This window comes from Pseudomonas sp. IT-P2, assembly GCF_949767575.1.
GTDB classification, from domain to species: Bacteria; Pseudomonadota; Gammaproteobacteria; order Pseudomonadales; family Pseudomonadaceae; genus Aquipseudomonas; species Aquipseudomonas pharyngis.
In genome coordinates, this window is sequence record NZ_CATKQA010000015.1 from 1 (window position 1) to 15,545 (window position 15,545).

Below are 15,545 nucleotides of genomic sequence, written 5' to 3' on the forward strand. Positions count from 1 at the left end.
GGCTAAGATCATCGAGTAAACAGTTGTAATGTCTTTTTCAGGCCGGCATAATGGTCGGCCTGATTTTGTTTTAGGTCAGTAGCTCAATTGGCAGAGCGACGGTCTCCAAAACCGTAGGTTGGGGGTTCGATTCCCTCCTGACCTGCCAGATTCACTTGGTGTGTCTGGCTTTCTTTTCACAGGATCTTCATAGATGACTCCTAAAGCTGAAGCTCAAGGCTCTCGCTTCGATTTACTCAAGTGGCTCGTCGTAGTCGCTTTGGTAATTGTTGGCGTTGTCGGTAATCAGTATTACGCTGCTTCGCCGATCCTGTACCGTGTACTCGCATTGCTTGTCATTGCTGCTGTAGCCGCCTTTGTAGGTCTGCAGACTGCCAAGGGCAAGTCTTTCTTTGTACTGGTTAAGGAAGCTCGCACCGAGATTCGTAAAGTCGTATGGCCAACTCGCCAAGAAACCACGCAGACCACGCTGATTGTTGTGGCTGTTGTTCTGGTTATGGCGTTGCTGTTGTGGGGGCTTGATTCCCTGCTCGGCTGGCTTGTTTCCTTGATTGTCGGCTAAGGGTGTCCCGTGGCTAAGCGTTGGTACGTTGTGCATGCTTACTCGGGTTACGAGAAGCATGTAATGCGTTCGTTGATCGAGCGTGTAAAGCTGGCTGGCATGGAAGATGGCTTCGGCGAAATTCTGGTTCCCACTGAAGAAGTGGTTGAAATGCGTAATGGCCAGAAACGCAAAAGCGAGCGCAAATTCTTCCCAGGTTATGTGCTGGTTCAGATGGATATGAACGAGGGTACTTGGCACTTGGTCAAGGATACTCCTCGGGTGATGGGTTTTATCGGCGGTACTGCTGATAAGCCGGCACCAATCACCGATAAAGAAGCTGAGGCGATTTTGCGTCGCGTTGCCGACGGTAGCGACAAGCCGAAGCCGAAGACGTTGTTCGAGCCAGGCGAAACCGTTCGAGTCAATGACGGGCCGTTCGCTGACTTTAACGGCGTTGTTGAAGAAGTTAACTACGAAAAGAGCCGGATCCAAGTGGCAGTGCTCATTTTCGGACGCTCTACTCCGGTAGAGTTGGAGTTCAGTCAGGTCGAAAAGGTCTAGCTGAGCAAGCATCCCAACCCCGCAGCCCTAGGCTGTGGGGTTTTGTCGTCAGTGGGATAAACGCGCAAGTAACCGGGGAGCCTTTCGAGGCGTTCGAACCCGTAATTGGAGTGCCTCATGGCCAAGAAGATTACCGCTTACATCAAGCTGCAAGTGAAGGCCGCTCAGGCTAACCCAAGTCCACCTGTTGGTCCTGCTCTGGGTCAGCACGGCGTGAACATCATGGAATTCTGCAAAGCTTTCAACGCCCGTACCCAGGGTCTGGAAGCTGGTCTGCCGACTCCAGTGATCATCACTGTCTACAGCGACCGTAGCTTCACTTTCGAAACCAAATCCACCCCTGCTTCGGTTCTGCTGAAGAAGGCGGCCGGTCTGACCAGCGGTTCCGCTCGTCCGAACACCGTTAAGGTTGGCACTGTTACCCGTGCTCAGCTGGAAGAAATCGCGAAAACCAAAAACGCGGATCTGACTGCAGCTGATATGGATGCAGCCGTGCGTACTATCGCCGGTTCTGCTCGTAGCATGGGCCTTAACGTGGAGGGTGTGTAATGGCTAAGCTGACCAAGCGTCAAAAGGCTATCGCCGGCAAAATCGAAGCAGGCAAGGCCTACAACATTGTAGACGCCGCTGCACTGCTGGCCGAGCTGTCGACTGTCAAGTTCAGCGAGTCGTTCGACGTAGCTGTAAACCTGGGCGTAGACCCGCGTAAATCCGACCAGGTTGTTCGTAGCGCTACTGTGCTGCCACACGGCACTGGCAAGACTGTTCGCGTTGCTGTGTTCACCCAGGGTCCAGCTGCTGAGGCCGCTCTGGCTGCCGGCGCTGACCGTGTAGGTATGGACGACCTGGCTGCCGAAATGAAAGGCGGCGACCTGAACTATGACGTAGTGATCGCATCCCCGGATGCCATGCGCGTTGTAGGTCAACTGGGTCAGATCCTCGGTCCACGTGGTCTGATGCCTAACCCGAAAGTCGGCACTGTTACCCCAGACGTCGCTACCGCGGTTAAAAATGCCAAGGCTGGTCAGGTTCGTTATCGCACCGACAAAAACGGCATCATTCACACTTCCGTTGGCAAGATCGGCTTCGATGCCGTCAAGCTGAAGGAAAACGTTGAAGCCCTGATCGCTGATCTGAAGCGTATCAAGCCAGCTTCTTCGAAAGGTATCTACGTCAAGCGCGTTACCCTGAGCACCACTATGGGCCCAGGTCTGGTCATCGATCAGAGCTCGCTGGACGCGTAAGACAAAAATTGGCGCAGTTGACTGCGCCAATTGAAAGATTGGGGTCCCTGCCTGGCGGGGGCTATCCAAGACCGTAGGCGACGCAAGTCTTAAACCTCAAGCCTACGCAGATGGTGCTCCCGGTTCCTTACCGAATCAGACACCAAAACGACATTCGGTTTCGATCGAATGAAACGGTAACAAGCAGGAGTTAAACCCGTGGCAATTAATCTCGAAGACAAGAAGGCCATCGTCGCTGAAGTCAACGAGGCTGCCAAAGTCGCTCTGTCCGCTGTCGTGGTTGATGCCCGTGGCGTAACAGTAGGCGCAATGACCGGACTCCGTAAAGAGGCTCGTGAAGCTGGCGTTTACGTACGTGTTGTACGTAACACCCTGCTCAAGCGCGCTGTTGCTGACACTCCTTACAGTGTCCTCAACGACGTGTTCACCGGCCCGACCCTGATTGCATTCTCCAACGAACACCCGGGCGCTGCAGCTCGTCTGTTCAAGGAATTTGCCAAGGGTCAGGACAAGTTCGAGATCAAGGCAGCTTCGTTCGAGGGCAAGTTCCTCGCAGCGAATGAGATCGACGTGCTGGCAAGCCTGCCAACTCGCGACGAAGCTATTGCGAAACTGATGAGCGTGATTCAAGGCGCTACCAGCAAGCTGGCTCGTACTCTGGCGGCAATTCGCGATCAGAAAGAAGCAGCTGCAGCCTGAGGCTGAGCGTTTCCACTCTCGCGTATTTTTGTTTATTTCGACGGCCGTACAGGCTGTCCACCAAATCAGGAATTGAGTCATGTCTCTGACTAACGAACAAATCATCGAAGCAATCGGCCAGAAAACCGTTCTGGAAGTTGTTGAGCTGATCAAAGCAATGGAAGAAACCTTCGGCGTGACCGCTGCTGTTGCTGCTGCTGGTCCAGCTGCTGCTGCCGCTGTTGTTGAAGAGCAAACCGAGTTCAACGTTGTTCTGGTTGAAGCCGGCGAGAAGAAAGTAAACGTGATCAAGGCAGTTCGTGAACTGACCGGTCTGGGCCTGAAAGAAGCCAAAGAGAAAGTCGACGGCGCTCCTCAGGTTGTAGCTGAAGGCGTTTCGAAAGAAGCTGCTGAAGACGCTAAGAAGAAGCTGGAAGAAGCAGGCGCTAAAGTCGAGCTGAAGTAAGCATCGACTTTGCTCCTCCAGCCCGAGCGTCAAGCGACAGGCTGATGGCTGGTGGCTCTTGCCACCGGCCTTTTTCCGTTATTGGCAGCCGACTGGGTCGGTGTCGATAACGAGCTGTAACCACCCGATGCGGTGGCGCAAACCATGGGGTTTGCACGATTTTCTGGCTGCTCCCGTCGGGAGGGGCCAAACAAGCAGGTGACCAAGCTGGGGAACGCTGATGGCTTACTCATATACTGAGAAAAAACGTATCCGCAAGGACTTTAGCAAGTTGCCGGACGTCATGGATGTGCCTTACCTCCTGGCCATCCAGCTGGATTCGTATCGTGAATTCTTGCAAGCGGGAGCGACTAAAGATCAGTTCCGCGACGTGGGCCTGCATGCGGCCTTCAAATCCGTTTTCCCGATCATCAGCTACTCCGGCAATGCTGCGCTGGAGTACGTCGGTTATCGCCTGGGCGAACCGGCATTTGATGTCAAAGAATGCGTATTGCGCGGTGTAACTTTCGCCGTACCTTTGCGGGTAAAAGTGCGCCTGATCATTTTCGACAAAGAATCGTCGAACAAAGCGATCAAGGACATCAAAGAGCAAGAAGTCTACATGGGTGAAATCCCATTGATGACTGAGAACGGTACCTTTGTAATCAACGGTACCGAGCGTGTTATCGTTTCCCAGCTGCACCGTTCCCCGGGCGTGTTCTTCGACCACGACCGTGGCAAGACGCACAGCTCCGGCAAACTGCTGTACTCCGCGCGCATCATTCCTTACCGCGGTTCGTGGCTGGACTTCGAGTTCGACCCGAAAGACTGCGTATTCGTGCGTATCGACCGTCGTCGCAAGCTGCCAGCCTCGGTACTGCTGCGTGCGCTCGGTTATACCACCGAGGAAGTGCTGGACGCGTTCTACACCACCAACGTATTCCACGTGAAAGGCGAAGGCCTGAGCCTGGAGCTGGTGCCTCAGCGCCTGCGTGGTGAAGTTGCTGTTCTCGACATCCAGGACGACAAAGGCAAGGTGATTGTTGAGCAGGGCCGTCGTATTACTGCCCGCCACATCAACCAGCTGGAAAAAGCCGGGATCAAAGAGCTGGACGTGCCTCTGGATTACGTTCTGGGTCGTACCACCGCCAAGGCGATCGTGCACCCGGCTACCGGTGAGATCCTGGCAGAGTGCAATACCGAGCTGTCGACCGAGATCCTGGCGAAAATCGCCAAGGCCGGCGTCGTACGCATCGAAACTCTGTACACCAACGACATCGACTGCGGTCCGTTCGTCTCCGACACTCTGAAGATCGACTCCACCAGCAACCAATTGGAAGCGCTGGTCGAGATCTATCGCATGATGCGTCCAGGCGAGCCGCCAACCAAAGACGCTGCCGAGACCCTGTTCAACAACCTGTTCTTCAGCCCTGAGCGCTATGACCTGTCTGCGGTCGGCCGGATGAAGTTCAACCGTCGTATCGGTCGTACCGAGATCGAAGGTTCGGGCGTGCTGTGCAAGGAAGACATCGTCGCGGTACTGAAGACTCTGGTCGACATCCGTAACGGTAAAGGCATCGTCGACGACATCGACCACCTGGGTAACCGTCGTGTTCGCTGCGTAGGCGAAATGGCCGAGAACCAGTTCCGCGTTGGCCTGGTACGTGTTGAGCGTGCGGTCAAAGAGCGTCTGTCGATGGCTGAAAGCGAAGGCCTGATGCCGCAAGACCTGATCAACGCCAAGCCAGTGGCTGCGGCGGTGAAAGAGTTCTTCGGTTCCAGCCAGCTGTCGCAGTTCATGGACCAGAACAACCCGCTGTCCGAGATCACCCACAAGCGTCGTGTCTCTGCACTCGGCCCTGGCGGTCTGACTCGTGAGCGCGCGGGCTTCGAAGTCCGTGACGTACACCCGACTCACTACGGTCGTGTCTGCCCGATTGAAACGCCTGAAGGTCCGAACATCGGTCTGATCAACTCGCTGGCTGCTTACGCTCGCACCAACCAGTACGGCTTCCTCGAGAGCCCGTACCGCGTGGTGAAAGAGGGTGTGGTCACCGACGACATCGTGTTCCTGTCCGCCATTGAAGAAGCCGATCACGTGATCGCGCAGGCTTCGGCGACCATGAACGAGCAGAAAGTACTGATCGACGAACTGGTTGCCGTACGTCACCTGAACGAATTCACCGTCAAGGCGCCGGAAGACGTCACCTTGATGGACGTTTCGCCGAAGCAGGTAGTTTCGGTTGCAGCGTCGCTGATTCCGTTCCTCGAGCACGACGACGCCAACCGTGCGTTGATGGGTTCGAACATGCAGCGTCAGGCTGTGCCAACCCTGCGCGCTGACAAGCCGCTGGTCGGTACCGGCATGGAGCGTAACGTGGCTCGCGACTCCGGCGTTTGCGTCGTGGCTCGTCGTGGCGGCGTGATCGACTCCGTTGATGCCAGCCGTATCGTGGTTCGCGTTGCCGATGACGAAGTTGAAACCGGCGAAGCTGGTGTCGACATCTACAACCTGACCAAATACACCCGCTCGAACCAGAACACCTGCATCAACCAGCGTCCGCTGGTGAGCAAGGGTGATCGTGTTCAGCGTGGCGACATCATGGCCGACGGCCCGTCCACCGACATGGGTGAACTGGCGCTGGGTCAGAACATGCGCATCGCGTTCATGGCATGGAACGGCTTCAACTTCGAAGACTCCATCTGCCTGTCCGAGCGTGTGGTTCAGGAAGACCGTTTCACCACGATCCACATTCAGGAACTGACCTGTGTGGCTCGTGACACCAAGCTTGGCCCAGAGGAAATCACTGCGGACATCCCTAACGTGGGTGAAGCTGCACTGAACAAGCTGGACGAAGCCGGTATCGTTTACGTAGGTGCTGAAGTCGGCGCAGGCGACATCCTGGTAGGTAAGGTCACTCCGAAAGGCGAGACCCAACTCACTCCGGAAGAAAAACTGCTGCGCGCAATCTTCGGTGAGAAAGCCAGCGACGTTAAAGACACTTCCCTGCGTGTGCCCACCGGCACCAAAGGTACTGTCATCGACGTACAGGTCTTCACTCGTGACGGCGTTGAGCGTGATGCTCGTGCCCTGTCGATCGAGAAGTCCCAGCTGGACGAGATCCGCAAGGATCTGAACGAAGAGTTCCGCATCGTTGAAGGCGCGACCTTCGAGCGTCTGCGTTCCGCTCTGGTAGGCCACAAGGCTGAGGGTGGCGCGGGCCTGAAGAAAGGTCAGGACATCACCGACGAAGTACTCGACGGTCTTGAGCATGGTCAGTGGTTCAAACTGCGCATGGCTGAAGATGCTCTGAACGAGCAGCTCGAGAAGGCCCAGGCCTACATCGTTGATCGTCGCCGTCTGCTGGACGACAAGTTCGAAGACAAGAAGCGCAAACTGCAGCAGGGCGATGACCTGGCTCCAGGTGTGCTGAAAATCGTCAAGGTTTACCTGGCAATCCGTCGTCGCATCCAGCCGGGCGACAAGATGGCCGGTCGTCACGGTAACAAAGGTGTGGTCTCCGTGATCATGCCGGTTGAAGACATGCCGCACGATGCCAATGGCACACCGGTCGACGTCGTCCTCAATCCACTGGGCGTACCTTCGCGTATGAACGTTGGTCAGATCCTTGAAACCCACCTCGGCCTCGCGGCCAAAGGTCTGGGCGAGAAGATCAACCGGATGGTCGAAGAGCAGCGTAAAGTCGCTGAACTGCGTACTTTCCTGGACGAGATCTACAACCAGATCGGCGGTCGTAACGAAGATCTGGACAGCTTCTCCGATCAGGAAATCCTGGATCTGGCGAAGAACCTGCGTGGCGGTGTTCCAATGGCCACTCCAGTGTTCGACGGTGCCAAGGAAAGCGAAATCAAGGCCATGCTGAAACTGGCAGACCTGCCAGAAAGCGGCCAGATGCAGCTGACCGACGGCCGTACCGGCAACAAGTTCGAGCGTCCAGTTACCGTTGGCTACATGTACATGCTGAAGCTGAACCACTTGGTAGACGACAAGATGCATGCGCGTTCTACCGGTTCGTACAGCCTGGTTACCCAGCAGCCGCTGGGTGGTAAGGCGCAGTTCGGTGGTCAGCGTTTCGGGGAGATGGAGGTTTGGGCACTGGAAGCATACGGTGCTGCTTACACTCTGCAAGAAATGCTCACAGTGAAGTCGGACGATGTGAACGGCCGGACCAAGATGTACAAAAACATCGTGGACGGCGATCACCGTATGGAGCCGGGCATGCCCGAGTCCTTCAACGTGTTGATCAAGGAAATTCGTTCCCTCGGCATCGATATCGATCTGGAAACCGAATAACACGTGACGCGATCGAGAGCGGGGCAGGATTGCCCGCTCTCTGCTCCGCCAGGAGGAAAGGCCTTGAAAGACCTACTGAATTTGCTGAAAAACCAGGGTCAAGTCGAAGAGTTCGACGCCATCCGTATCGGATTGGCCTCGCCTGAGATGATCCGCTCGTGGTCGTTCGGTGAAGTTAAAAAGCCGGAAACCATCAACTACCGTACGTTCAAACCTGAGCGTGACGGTCTGTTCTGCGCCAAGATCTTTGGCCCGGTAAAGGATTACGAGTGCCTGTGCGGTAAGTACAAGCGCTTGAAGCACCGTGGTGTGATCTGCGAGAAGTGCGGCGTTGAAGTTGCACTGGCCAAGGTTCGTCGTGAGCGCATGGCGCACATCGAACTGGCTTCGCCGGTTGCCCACATCTGGTTCCTGAAATCGCTGCCGTCCCGTATCGGCCTGCTGATGGATATGACCCTGCGTGATATCGAACGCGTTCTCTACTTCGAGAGCTATGTCGTTATCGATCCGGGCATGACCACTCTTGAAAAAGGTCAGTTGCTGAACGACGAGCAGTACTTCGAAGCGCTGGAAGAGTTTGGTGACGATTTCGACGCCCGCATGGGTGCCGAAGCTGTCCGCGAACTGCTGCACGCTATCGACCTGGAACACGAGATTGGCCGTCTGCGTGAAGAAATTCCGCAAACCAACTCCGAAACCAAGATCAAGAAGCTGTCCAAGCGTCTGAAGTTGATGGAAGCCTTCCAGGGTTCCGGCAACCTGCCAGAGTGGATGGTGCTGACCGTTCTGCCGGTTCTGCCGCCAGATCTGCGTCCACTGGTCCCGCTGGATGGCGGTCGTTTCGCGACTTCCGACCTCAACGACTTGTATCGTCGAGTGATCAACCGTAACAACCGTTTGAAGCGCCTGCTGGATCTGTCCGCTCCGGACATCATCGTGCGCAACGAAAAGCGTATGTTGCAGGAAGCTGTCGATGCACTGCTCGACAACGGTCGTCGTGGCCGCGCTATTACCGGTTCGAACAAGCGCCCTCTGAAATCCCTGGCTGACATGATCAAGGGTAAGCAAGGTCGTTTCCGTCAGAACTTGCTCGGTAAGCGTGTTGACTACTCCGGTCGTTCGGTAATTACCGTTGGTCCGACCCTGCGTCTGCACCAGTGCGGTCTGCCGAAGAAGATGGCTCTCGAGCTGTTCAAGCCGTTCATTTTCGGCAAGCTGGAAATGCGTGGTCTGGCGACCACCATCAAAGCGGCCAAGAAAATGGTCGAGCGCGAACTGCCAGAGGTTTGGGACGTTCTTGCGGAAGTGATTCGCGAACACCCGGTTCTTCTCAACCGTGCACCGACCCTTCACCGTCTGGGTATCCAGGCGTTTGAACCGGTACTGATCGAAGGTAAGGCTATCCAGCTGCACCCTCTGGTCTGCGCCGCGTACAACGCCGACTTCGACGGCGACCAAATGGCCGTGCACGTACCGCTGACGCTGGAAGCCCAGCTCGAAGCGCGTGCGTTGATGATGTCGACCAACAACATTCTGTCGCCAGCCAACGGTGAGCCAATCATCGTTCCGTCGCAGGACGTTGTATTGGGTCTCTACTACATGACTCGTGAAGCGATCAACGCCAAGGGCGAAGGTCGTGTGTTCGCGGATCTGCAGGAAGTTGACCGTGTGTTCCGTGCCGGCGAAGCCGCACTGCACGCCAAGATCAAGGTTCGTATCAACGAAACCGTGAACGATCGTGACGGCAACAGCGTGAACAACACCCGTATCGTCGACACCACTGTCGGCCGTGCGCTGCTGTTCCAGGTTGTGCCAAAAGGTCTGTCGTTCGACGTCGTCAACCTGCCGATGAAGAAAAAGGCGATCTCCAAGCTGATCAACCAGTGCTACCGCGTGGTTGGTCTGAAAGAGACCGTGATCTTCGCTGACCAGTTGATGTACACCGGTTTTGCCTACTCGACCATCTCCGGCGTTTCCATCGGTGTTAACGACTTCGTTATCCCGGACGAAAAAGCCCGCATCATCGGTGCTGCCACCGACGAAGTGAAAGAAATCGAGAGCCAGTACGCCTCCGGCCTGGTAACCCAGGGCGAGAAGTACAACAAAGTGATCGACCTTTGGTCGAAAGCGAACGACGAAGTCTCCAAGGCGATGATGGCCAACCTCTCGAAAGAGAAAGTCATCGACCGTCACGGCGACGAAGTCGAGCAAGAATCGTTCAACTCGATGTACATGATGGCCGACTCGGGTGCGCGGGGTTCCGCAGCACAGATTCGTCAGCTGGCCGGTATGCGTGGTCTGATGGCCAAGCCGGACGGTTCCATCATTGAAACGCCGATTACTGCGAACTTCCGTGAAGGTCTGAGCGTACTCCAGTACTTCATCTCGACTCACGGTGCTCGTAAAGGTCTGGCGGATACCGCGTTGAAAACTGCGAACTCCGGTTACCTGACTCGTCGTCTGGTAGACGTGGCGCAGGATCTGGTCGTGACCGAGATCGATTGCGGCACCGAACACGGTCTGCTGATGACTCCGCACATTGAAGGCGGTGACGTTGTAGAACCGTTGGGTGAGCGCGTATTGGGTCGTGTCATCGCCCGTGACGTATTCAAGCCGGGTACCGAGGACGTTATCGTTCCTGCAGGCACTCTGGTAGACGAGAAGTGGGTTGAGTTCATCGAGCTGAACAGCATCGACGAAGTAATCGTGCGTTCGCCGATCAGCTGCGAAACCCGCTATGGCATTTGCGCCAAGTGCTACGGCCGTGACCTGGCTCGTGGTCACCAGGTGAACATCGGTGAAGCGGTCGGCGTTATCGCTGCCCAGTCCATCGGTGAGCCGGGTACCCAGTTGACGATGCGTACGTTCCACATCGGTGGTGCGGCAAGCCGTACTTCCGCAGCCGACAGCGTTCAGGTGAAGAATGGCGGTACCGTCCGTCTGCACAACCTGAAACACGTTGAGCGTTTGGATGGCAACCTGGTTGCTGTGTCTCGTTCCGGTGAGCTGGCAATCGCTGACGACTTCGGTCGTGAGCGCGAGCGTTACAAGCTGCCGTACGGTGCCGTGATTTCGGTTAAAGAAGGTGACAAGGTCGACGCTGGCGCAATCGTGGCCAAGTGGGATCCGCACACTCACCCGATCGTTACCGAAATGAAAGGTACCGTGACCTACGTGGGCATGGAAGAAGGCATCACGATCAAGCGTCAGACTGACGAACTGACCGGTATGACCAACATTGAAGTACTCGATGCCAAAGACCGTCCGGCTGCCGGCAAGGACATCCGTCCTGCGGTGAAGATGGTCGATGACAACGGCAAGGATCTGTTGCTGCCAGGCACTGACGTTATCGCTCAGTACTTCCTGCCAGCCAACGCTCTGGTCGGTGTTGCGGACGGTGCGAAGATTGCGATCGGTGATGTTATCGCTCGTATCCCGCAAGAAACTTCGAAAACCCGTGACATCACCGGTGGTCTGCCGCGTGTTGCCGACCTGTTCGAAGCCCGTCGTCCGAAAGAGGCGTCGATTCTGGCTGAAGTCAGCGGCACCATCGCGTTCGGTAAAGAGACCAAGGGCAAGCGCCGTCTGGTCATTACCCCGAACGACGGTAGCGATCCGTACGAAGAGCTGATTCCGAAGTGGCGTCACCTGAACGTGTTCGAAGGCGAACAGGTAAACCGCGGCGAAGTTATCTCCGACGGTCCGAGCGATCCGCATGACATCCTGCGTCTGCTGGGTGTAAGCGCGTTGGCCAAGTACATCGTCAACGAGATCCAGGACGTTTACCGCCTGCAAGGCGTGAAGATCAACGACAAGCACATCGAGACCATCCTGCGTCAGATGCTGCGTAAAGTTGAGATCTCCGAGTCCGGCGACTCCAGCTTCATCAAGGGCGACCAGATGGAACTGACTCACGTTCTGGTAGAGAACGAGCGTCTGAATGCGGAAGACAAGTTTGTCTCCAAGTTCACCCGCGTTCTGCTGGGTATCACCAAGGCGTCGTTGTCGACCGAATCGTTCATCTCGGCGGCTTCCTTCCAGGAAACCACCCGCGTACTGACCGAAGCGGCCGTAACCGGCAAGCGCGATTACCTGCGCGGCCTGAAAGAAAACGTGGTCGTGGGTCGTCTGATCCCGGCCGGTACCGGTCTGGCTTATCACAGCGAGCGCAAGCGTCGTCGTGATGCAGACAAGCCGTTGCGCGTGAGCGCCAGTGAAGTGGAAGCAGCACTGACCGAAGCGCTGAACTCGAGCGGTAACTGAGTTCTGCGAAAAATGAGCTGAGGCCCTGATCAAGCCGTTCATCGAATCGAGACAATTTGTCGAGGTTCGACGAGCGGGGAGGTCGGGGCCTTGCCTTGACTGGGGACAAGATCCTCTTTAGACTCTTGATCCCCTAAATTTGGCGGGAATTCGTTCCTGCCATTTTGCTTTTCTTGCAAGACAATAGCGTCGCAAGACAACAGTGGAGCTAGTAGATGGCAACTATCAACCAGCTGGTACGTCAGCCGCGTAAGCGTATCGTCGAGAAATCCGACGTGCCTGCGCTGCAGAACTGCCCGCAACGTCGTGGCGTGTGCACCCGTGTGTACACCACTACGCCGAAAAAACCTAACTCGGCACTGCGTAAAGTATGCCGTGTGCGTCTGACCAACGGTTTCGAGGTTTCCTCGTACATCGGTGGTGAAGGCCACAACCTGCAAGAGCACAGCGTGGTACTGATCCGCGGCGGTCGTGTAAAAGACTTGCCAGGTGTTCGTTACCACACCGTTCGCGGCTCCTTGGATACTTCCGGCGTTAAAGGCCGTAACCAGGGTCGTTCGAAGTACGGTACCAAGCGTCCGAAGTAATCGGCCGTTTTGCAGATTTTCATTTTATTGAGTCGATAAGAGTAAGGTCGGGCGCGCATCCACTGGATCTGTCCCGAGCTAACCTGAAGACCGTTTGAGGGCTTATCAATGCCAAGACGTCGCGTAGCAGCAAAGCGTGAGATTCTGGACGATCCGAAATACGGAAGCCAAATCCTCGCCAAATTCATGAACCACGTTATGGAAAGCGGCAAGAAAGCCGTTGCCGAGCGTATCGTTTATGGTGCCCTGGAAACCGTTGCGGCTCGCAAGACCGGCACCGATCCCCTGGAACTCTTCGAAAAAGCACTCGACGCCATCGCTCCGCTGGTCGAAGTGAAGTCGCGCCGCGTTGGTGGTGCTACTTACCAGGTTCCGGTCGAGGTTCGTCCGTCCCGTCGTAACGCTCTGGCAATGCGCTGGTTGGTAGACTTCGCCCGCAAGCGCGGCGAGAAGTCTATGGCTCTGCGCTTGGCTGGCGAGCTGCTGGATGCTGCTGAAGGTAAAGGTGCTGCTGTTAAGAAGCGTGAAGACGTGCACCGTATGGCCGAAGCTAACAAAGCTTTCTCGCACTACCGCTTCTAATTTTAGCTTCACTAATTTTGCGAGGGCTTTATGGCTCGTACTACTCCGATTAGTCGCTACCGTAACATCGGTATCGTCGCACACGTGGATGCTGGTAAAACCACCACCACCGAGCGCGTCCTTTTTTACACTGGCAAAAGTCACAAAATGGGCGAGGTGCATGACGGCGCCGCGACCACAGACTGGATGGTTCAGGAACAGGAGCGTGGTATTACCATTACTTCTGCTGCCATTACCGCCTTCTGGAAAGGTTCCGAGAAGCAGTACCCGCACGAGCATCGCTTCAACGTAATCGATACCCCGGGCCACGTAGACTTCACCATTGAAGTAGAGCGTTCCCTGCGCGTACTCGACGGCGCTGTCGTTGTGTTCTGCGGTACTTCGGGTGTTGAGCCTCAGTCGGAAACCGTATGGCGTCAGGCCAACAAATACGGCGTTCCACGTCTTGTTTACGTAAACAAGATGGACCGTGCTGGTGCCAACTTCCTGCGCGTGATCGGTCAGATCAAGCAGCGTCTGGGTCACACTCCGGTGCCGATCCAGCTGGCTATCGGTTCGGAAGACAACTTCCAGGGCCAGATCGACCTGATCAACATGCAAGCTGTCTACTGGAATGACTCTGACAAGGGTATGGTTCCAGTTCGCAAGGAAATCCCTGCGGACATGCTCGAGCTGGCTGAAGAATGGCGCAACAACATGGTTGAAGCCGCCGCCGAAGCCAACGAAGACCTGATGAACAAGTACCTGGAAGGTGAAGAGCTGTCGATCGCCGAGATCAAGGCTGCTTTGCGTGCGCGTACTATCGCCGGCGAAATCGTTCTGGCTGTTTGCGGTTCTTCGTTCAAGAACAAGGGCGTTCCCCTGGTTCTCGACGCCGTTATCGACTTCCTGCCTGCTCCGACCGACATTCCTGCTATCAAGGGTTCCAACCCTGATAACGAGGAAGAAGAGATGGAGCGTCATGCAAGCGACGACGAGCCGTTCGCGGCCCTGGCGTTCAAGATCGCTACCGACCCGTTCGTGGGTACCTTGACCTTCGTCCGTGTTTACTCGGGCGTGTTGAACTCCGGCGACGGCGTGATCAACTCGGTTAAAGGCAAGAAAGAGCGCGTGGGTCGTATGGTGCAAATGCACGCAAACGCCCGTGAAGAGATCAAGGAAGTACGCGCTGGCGACATCGCGGCCCTGATCGGCATGAAGGACGTCACCACTGGTGAAACCCTCTGCAACGCTGACAAGCCAATCATCCTGGTTCGCATGGACTTCCCGGAGCCTGTTATTTCGGTTGCCGTAGAGCCTAAGACCAAGGATGACCAGGAAAAAATGGGTATCGCTCTGGGCAAACTTGCTCAGGAAGACCCGTCTTTCCGCGTTAAAACTGATGAAGAGACTGGTCAAACGATCATCTCCGGCATGGGCGAGCTGCACCTGGACATCCTGGTTGACCGGATGCGCCGTGAGTTCAACGTCGAAGCCAACATCGGCAAGCCACAGGTTTCGTACCGTGAGCGCATCACGAAGAACTGCGAAATCGAAGGCAAGTTCGTTCGTCAGTCCGGCGGTCGTGGCCAGTTCGGTCACTGCTGGATTCGCTTTGCTCCTGCTGACGAAGGTCAGGAAGGTCTGCAATTCCTGAACGAAGTAGTGGGTGGTGTGGTTCCTAAGGAATACATCCCGGCTATCCAGAAGGGTATCGAAGAGCAGATGAAGAACGGCGTTGTTGCCGGCTATCCGCTGATCGGCCTGAAGGCTACCGTGTTCGATGGTTCTTACCACGACGTCGACTCCAACGAGATGGCGTTTAAAGTGGCTGCTTCCATGGCGACCAAGCAACTGGCCCAGAAGGGCGGTGGTGAGTTGCTCGAGCCGATCATGGCGGTAGAGGTTGTTACGCCTGAAGACTATATGGGTGATGTGATGGGCGACCTTAACCGTCGTCGCGGCATGATCCAGGGTATGGAAGACACAGTGTCCGGCAAGGTTATCCGTGCCGAGGTTCCACTGGGTGAGATGTTCGGTTATGCGACCGACGTTCGTTCCATGTCCCAGGGTCGCGCAAGCTACTCTATGGAATTCAAAAAATACGATACGGCTCCGTCGCACATCGTCGAATCCGTTACCAAAAAACAAGGCTGATTCAGCCCCTTTAGGCTAGGAGTTAATTGTCGTGGCTAAAGAAAAATTTGATCGTTCCCTACCGCACGTAAACGTTGGCACCATCGGCCACGTTGACCACGGTAAAACCACTCTGACCGCTGCTCTGACTCGCGTCTGCTCCGAAGTTTTCGGTTCGGCCGTAGTTGAATTCGACAAGATCGACAGCGCA

At 55.8% G+C, this 15,545-nt stretch carries 12 protein-coding genes and 1 tRNA gene; all 13 read left to right on the forward strand.

Annotated elements, in window-relative coordinates:
• Nucleotides 1-72: 72 nt before the first annotated feature.
• Nucleotides 73-148 (forward strand) — tRNA-Trp (locus tag ACM6JM_RS12540).
• 45 nt (nucleotides 149-193) lie between these two features.
• A complete protein-coding gene (gene secE, locus ACM6JM_RS12545) occupies nucleotides 194-562 on the forward strand; it encodes a preprotein translocase subunit SecE (protein WP_007957600.1) in 369 nt (122 codons plus the stop codon).
• 9 nt (nucleotides 563-571) lie between these two features.
• Nucleotides 572-1,105 carry a transcription termination/antitermination protein NusG gene (nusG, locus tag ACM6JM_RS12550; protein WP_007957598.1) on the forward strand — a complete coding sequence of 178 codons (534 nt, stop codon included), beginning with the start codon at nucleotides 572-574 and terminating at the stop codon, nucleotides 1,103-1,105.
• A gap of 117 nt (nucleotides 1,106-1,222) precedes the next feature.
• A complete protein-coding gene (rplK, locus tag ACM6JM_RS12555; RefSeq protein ID WP_003228756.1) occupies nucleotides 1,223-1,654 on the forward strand; it encodes a 50S ribosomal protein L11 in 432 nt (143 codons plus the stop codon).
• The gene (rplA, locus tag ACM6JM_RS12560; RefSeq protein ID WP_003228754.1) at nucleotides 1,654-2,349 is read left to right on the forward strand and encodes a 50S ribosomal protein L1; all 696 of its coding nucleotides are present in this window, start codon (nucleotides 1,654-1,656) and stop codon (nucleotides 2,347-2,349) included. Before rplK ends, rplA begins: the two co-directional genes overlap by 1 nt.
• A gap of 198 nt (nucleotides 2,350-2,547) precedes the next feature.
• Entirely contained in the window at nucleotides 2,548-3,048 is a 501-nt protein-coding gene (gene rplJ / locus ACM6JM_RS12565; protein WP_007957597.1) for a 50S ribosomal protein L10, read from the forward strand.
• A gap of 79 nt (nucleotides 3,049-3,127) precedes the next feature.
• The gene (rplL, locus tag ACM6JM_RS12570; protein ID WP_007957596.1) at nucleotides 3,128-3,493 is read left to right on the forward strand and encodes a 50S ribosomal protein L7/L12; all 366 of its coding nucleotides are present in this window, start codon (nucleotides 3,128-3,130) and stop codon (nucleotides 3,491-3,493) included.
• 220 nt (nucleotides 3,494-3,713) lie between these two features.
• On the forward strand, nucleotides 3,714-7,787 hold the full coding sequence (gene rpoB / locus ACM6JM_RS12575; RefSeq protein ID WP_039772428.1) for a DNA-directed RNA polymerase subunit beta: 4,074 nt from the start codon (nucleotides 3,714-3,716) through the stop codon (nucleotides 7,785-7,787).
• Between the two features lie 63 nt (nucleotides 7,788-7,850).
• Nucleotides 7,851-12,050: a DNA-directed RNA polymerase subunit beta' gene (gene rpoC / locus ACM6JM_RS12580; protein WP_103385522.1), complete on the forward strand. Its 4,200-nt coding sequence runs from the start codon at nucleotides 7,851-7,853 to the stop codon at nucleotides 12,048-12,050.
• Between the two features lie 215 nt (nucleotides 12,051-12,265).
• A complete protein-coding gene (gene rpsL, locus ACM6JM_RS12585) occupies nucleotides 12,266-12,637 on the forward strand; it encodes a 30S ribosomal protein S12 (protein WP_003186084.1) in 372 nt (123 codons plus the stop codon).
• 108 nt (nucleotides 12,638-12,745) lie between these two features.
• Entirely contained in the window at nucleotides 12,746-13,219 is a 474-nt protein-coding gene (rpsG, locus tag ACM6JM_RS12590; RefSeq protein WP_007957592.1) for a 30S ribosomal protein S7, read from the forward strand.
• A 30-nt stretch (nucleotides 13,220-13,249) separates the two neighbouring features.
• Nucleotides 13,250-15,355, forward strand: coding sequence for an elongation factor G (gene fusA / locus ACM6JM_RS12595; RefSeq protein WP_262196491.1), 2,106 nt, complete (start codon nucleotides 13,250-13,252; stop codon nucleotides 15,353-15,355).
• Nucleotides 15,356-15,386: 31 nt separating this feature from the next.
• Nucleotides 15,387-15,545: GTP-binding protein (locus ACM6JM_RS12600; RefSeq protein WP_238556644.1), on the forward strand; the 159-nt coding region annotated here is incomplete at its 3' end.

Coding starts and splice junctions, on each gene's coding strand:
- rpsG (WP_007957592.1), top strand. CDS start 12,746: ATGCCAAGACGTCGCGTAGCAGCAAAGCGTGAGATTCTGGACGATCCG.
- secE (WP_007957600.1), top strand. CDS start 194: ATGACTCCTAAAGCTGAAGCTCAAGGCTCTCGCTTCGATTTACTCAAG.
- rplK (WP_003228756.1), top strand. CDS start 1,223: ATGGCCAAGAAGATTACCGCTTACATCAAGCTGCAAGTGAAGGCCGCT.
- rplA (WP_003228754.1), top strand. CDS start 1,654: ATGGCTAAGCTGACCAAGCGTCAAAAGGCTATCGCCGGCAAAATCGAA.
- rpoB (WP_039772428.1), top strand. CDS start 3,714: ATGGCTTACTCATATACTGAGAAAAAACGTATCCGCAAGGACTTTAGC.
- rpsL (WP_003186084.1), top strand. CDS start 12,266: ATGGCAACTATCAACCAGCTGGTACGTCAGCCGCGTAAGCGTATCGTC.
- fusA (WP_262196491.1), top strand. CDS start 13,250: ATGGCTCGTACTACTCCGATTAGTCGCTACCGTAACATCGGTATCGTC.
- rplL (WP_007957596.1), top strand. CDS start 3,128: ATGTCTCTGACTAACGAACAAATCATCGAAGCAATCGGCCAGAAAACC.